Origin of the sequence: Kocuria sp. CPCC 205235 (assembly GCF_040980905.1) — a bacterium.
GTDB lineage: Bacteria > Actinomycetota > Actinomycetes > Actinomycetales > Micrococcaceae > Kocuria > Kocuria carniphila.
The window spans coordinates 1-3446 of the sequence record NZ_JAVKPR010000051.1; the positions used below are offsets into that span (position 1 = coordinate 1).

Annotated in this window: 2 rRNA genes; both read right to left on the reverse strand. The window is 54.1% G+C overall.

Going from position 1 to position 3446, the window contains the following annotated elements:
• Positions 1-86, reverse strand: a 5S ribosomal RNA gene (gene rrf, locus RF638_RS15800); the annotation flags it as partial.
• 183 nt (positions 87-269) lie between these two features.
• A 23S ribosomal RNA gene (locus RF638_RS15805) occupies positions 270-3396 on the reverse strand.
• Positions 3397-3446 lie beyond the last annotated feature (50 nt).

Here is a 3446-nt window from a genome sequence, read left to right on the forward strand (position 1 = left end):
CCGAGTGCAGTACCATCAGCGCTGTGGGTCTTAGCTTCCGGGTTCGAGATGGGACCGGGCGTTTCCCCCACGCTATAACCACCGAAAACCCAACCCCACCCAACACGCTCTACCGCGTGTGGTGGGAAACCATGGTGTTTCCAGGTCTCGTGGACCATTATCCAATTACCAAACCAACCCGACCACCACCACAAGACTGTGGTGGTGTGGTGTTGTTGGTTGTCAACCACATAGTGAACGCGAACACACAGATCTTTGATGAATGTTGTGTGTGATAAGTCTTCGGTTTATTAGTACCGGTCAGCTCCACGCCTTACAACGCTTCCACTTCCGGCCTATCAACCCAGTCGTCTACTGGGAACCTCACACCCCCATAGGGGGGTCAGGAAATCTCATCTCGGAGCAAGCTTCCCGCTTAGATGCTTTCAGCGGTTATCTCTTCCGAACGTAGCTAATCAGCCATGCTCCTGGCGGAACAACTGACATACCAGAGGTTCGTCCGTCCCGGTCCTCTCGTACTAAGGACAGACCTCCACAAATTTCCAACGCACGCAGCGGATAGGGACCGAACTGTCTCACGACGTTCTGAACCCAGCTCGCGTACCGCTTTAATGGGCGAACAGCCCAACCCTTGGGACCAACTCCAGCCCCAGGATGCGACGAGCCGACATCGAGGTGCCAAACCATGCCGTCGATATGGACTCTTGGGCAAGATCAGCCTGTTATCCCCGAGGTACCTTTTATCCGTTGAGCGACGGCCATTCCACAATGTACCGCCGGATCACTAGTCCCGACTTTCGTCCCTGCTCGAGCTGTCACTCTCACAGTCAAGCTCCCTTGTGCACTTACACTCAACACCTGATTGCCGACCAGGCTGAGGGAACCTTTGGGCGCCTCCGTTACTCTTTAGGAGGCAACCGCCCCAGTTAAACTACCCATCAGGCACTGTCCCTGACCCGGATTACGGGCCGAAGTTAGATATCCAGAGTGACCAGAGTGGTATTTCAACAACGACTCCACCACAACTAGCGTCGCGGTTTCATAGTCTCCCACCTATCCTACACAAGCCACACCGAACACCAATACCAAACTATAGTAAAGGTCTCGGGGTCTTTCCGTCCTGCTGCGCGAAACGAGCATCTTTACTCGTACTGCAATTTCGCCGAGTTCATGGTTGAGACAGTAGGGAAGTCGTTACTCCATTCGTGCAGGTCGGAACTTACCCGACAAGGAATTTCGCTACCTTAGGATGGTTATAGTTACCACCGCCGTTTACTGGGGCTTAAATTCTCCGCTTCGACCCCAAAGAGTCTAACGAGTCCTCTTAACCTTCCAGCACCGGGCAGGAGTCAGTCCGTATACATCGTCTTACGACTTCGCACGGACCTGTGTTTTTGATAAACAGTCGCTTCCCCCTAGCCTCTGCGACCCCAACCAGCTCACACCGCAAAAGGTGATCACCAGCCAAGGCCCCCCTTCTCCCGAAGTTACGGGGGCATTTTGCCGAGTTCCTTAACCATGATTCTCTCGAACGCCTTAGTATTCTCTACCTGATCACCTGTGTCGGTTTAGGGTACGGGCGACTAAAACCTCACGTCGATGCTTTTCTCGGCAGCATAGGATCACCAAATTCCCTCACCTAAGAGAGTCCCATCACACCTCAGGCACACGGGCCGCGGATTTACCAACGACCCACCCTACATGCTTAGACCAGGACAACCATCGCCTGGCTTGGCTACCTTCCTGCGTCACACCTGTTAATACGCTTACCTCCCCGGATCAGGTCCCACGCTCCCCACACACGTCTTCACCCCGAAGGGATCCAATCATGGTGGTTCGGGTGGTTAGTGTCCCCGGTTCAGTATGGACGGTTTTTCGCCGGTACGGGAATATCAACCCGTTATCCATCGACTACGCCTGTCGGCCTCGCCTTAGGTCCCGACTCACCCAGGGCAGATTAGCTTGACCCTGGAACCCTTGATCATCCGGCGGACGGGTTTCTCACCCGTCTTTCGCTACTCATGCCTGCATTCTCACTCGTTGAGGTTCCACCACTGGGTCACCCCGCAGCTTCACTACCCCAACGACGCTCCCCTACCCACAACACCACCTCAACCACAAACGGCTCAGCTATACGGTGTCATGCCACAACTTCGGCGGTGTACTTGAGCCCCGCTACATTATCGGCGCGGAATCACTTGACCAGTGAGCTATTACGCACTCTTTCAAGGATGGCTGCTTCTAAGCCAACCTCCTGGTTGTCTAAGCAACTCCACATCCTTTCCCACTTAGCACACGCTTAGGGGCCTTAGTTGATGGTCTGGGCTGTTTCCCTTTCGACTATGAAGCTTATCCCCCACAGTCTCACTGCCGCGCTTACACTTGACTGGCATTCGGAGTTTGGTTGACGTCAGTAACCTTGTAGGGCCCATCAGCCATCCAGTAGCTCTACCTCCAGCAAGCAACACACGACGCTGCACCTAAATGCATTTCGGGGAGAACCAGCTATCACGGAGTTTGATTGGCCTTTCACCCCTACCCACAGCTCATCCCCTCCATTTTCAACTGAAGTGGGTTCGGTCCTCCACGCGCTCTTACACGCGCTTCAACCTGGCCATGGGTAGATCACCCCGCTTCGGGTCTAGATCACGCCACTACAACACGCCCTATTCAGACTCGCTTTCGCTACGACTACCCCACACGGGTTAATCTCGCGACGTAACACTAACTCGCAGGCTCATTCTTCAAAAGGCACGCCGTCACCCCAAAAGGCTCCGACGGCTTGTAAGCACACGGTTTCAGGTACTATTTCACTCCCCTCCCGGGGTACTTTTCACCATTCCCTCACGGTACTGATCCGCTATCGGTCATCAGGAAGTATTCAGGCTTACCAGGTGGTCCTGGCAGATTCACACGAGATTTCACGAGCCCCGTGCTACTCGGGAGTACATTAGATCGAGATGACTGCGGTTTCGTCTACGGGACTCACACCCACTACGGTCTGGCACTCACCACCAGTTCGACTACCACAACACCACAACCCCCAAGGTGGCGACCCCAGGAACAACGCATCCCACAACCCCGATCATGCAACCCTCGCCAGGTATCACACACAACCGGTTTAGCCACCATCCGCTTTCGCTCGCCACTACTCACGGAATCACTATTGTTTTCTCTTCCTATGGGTACTGAGATGTTTCACTTCCCCACGTTCCTCCTCGCACCCTATGAATTCAGATACGAGTGACCACGCATAACACGCAGCCGGGTTACCCCATTCGGAAACCCTCGGATCACAGCTCGTTTATCAGCTCCCCGAGGCATATCGCAGATTTCCACGTCCTTCATCAGCTCCTGATGCCAAGGCATCCACCGTGTGCCCGTAACAACTTATACGCCACACAACACAAATAATCATCAAAAATACACACCACACACCAACAACC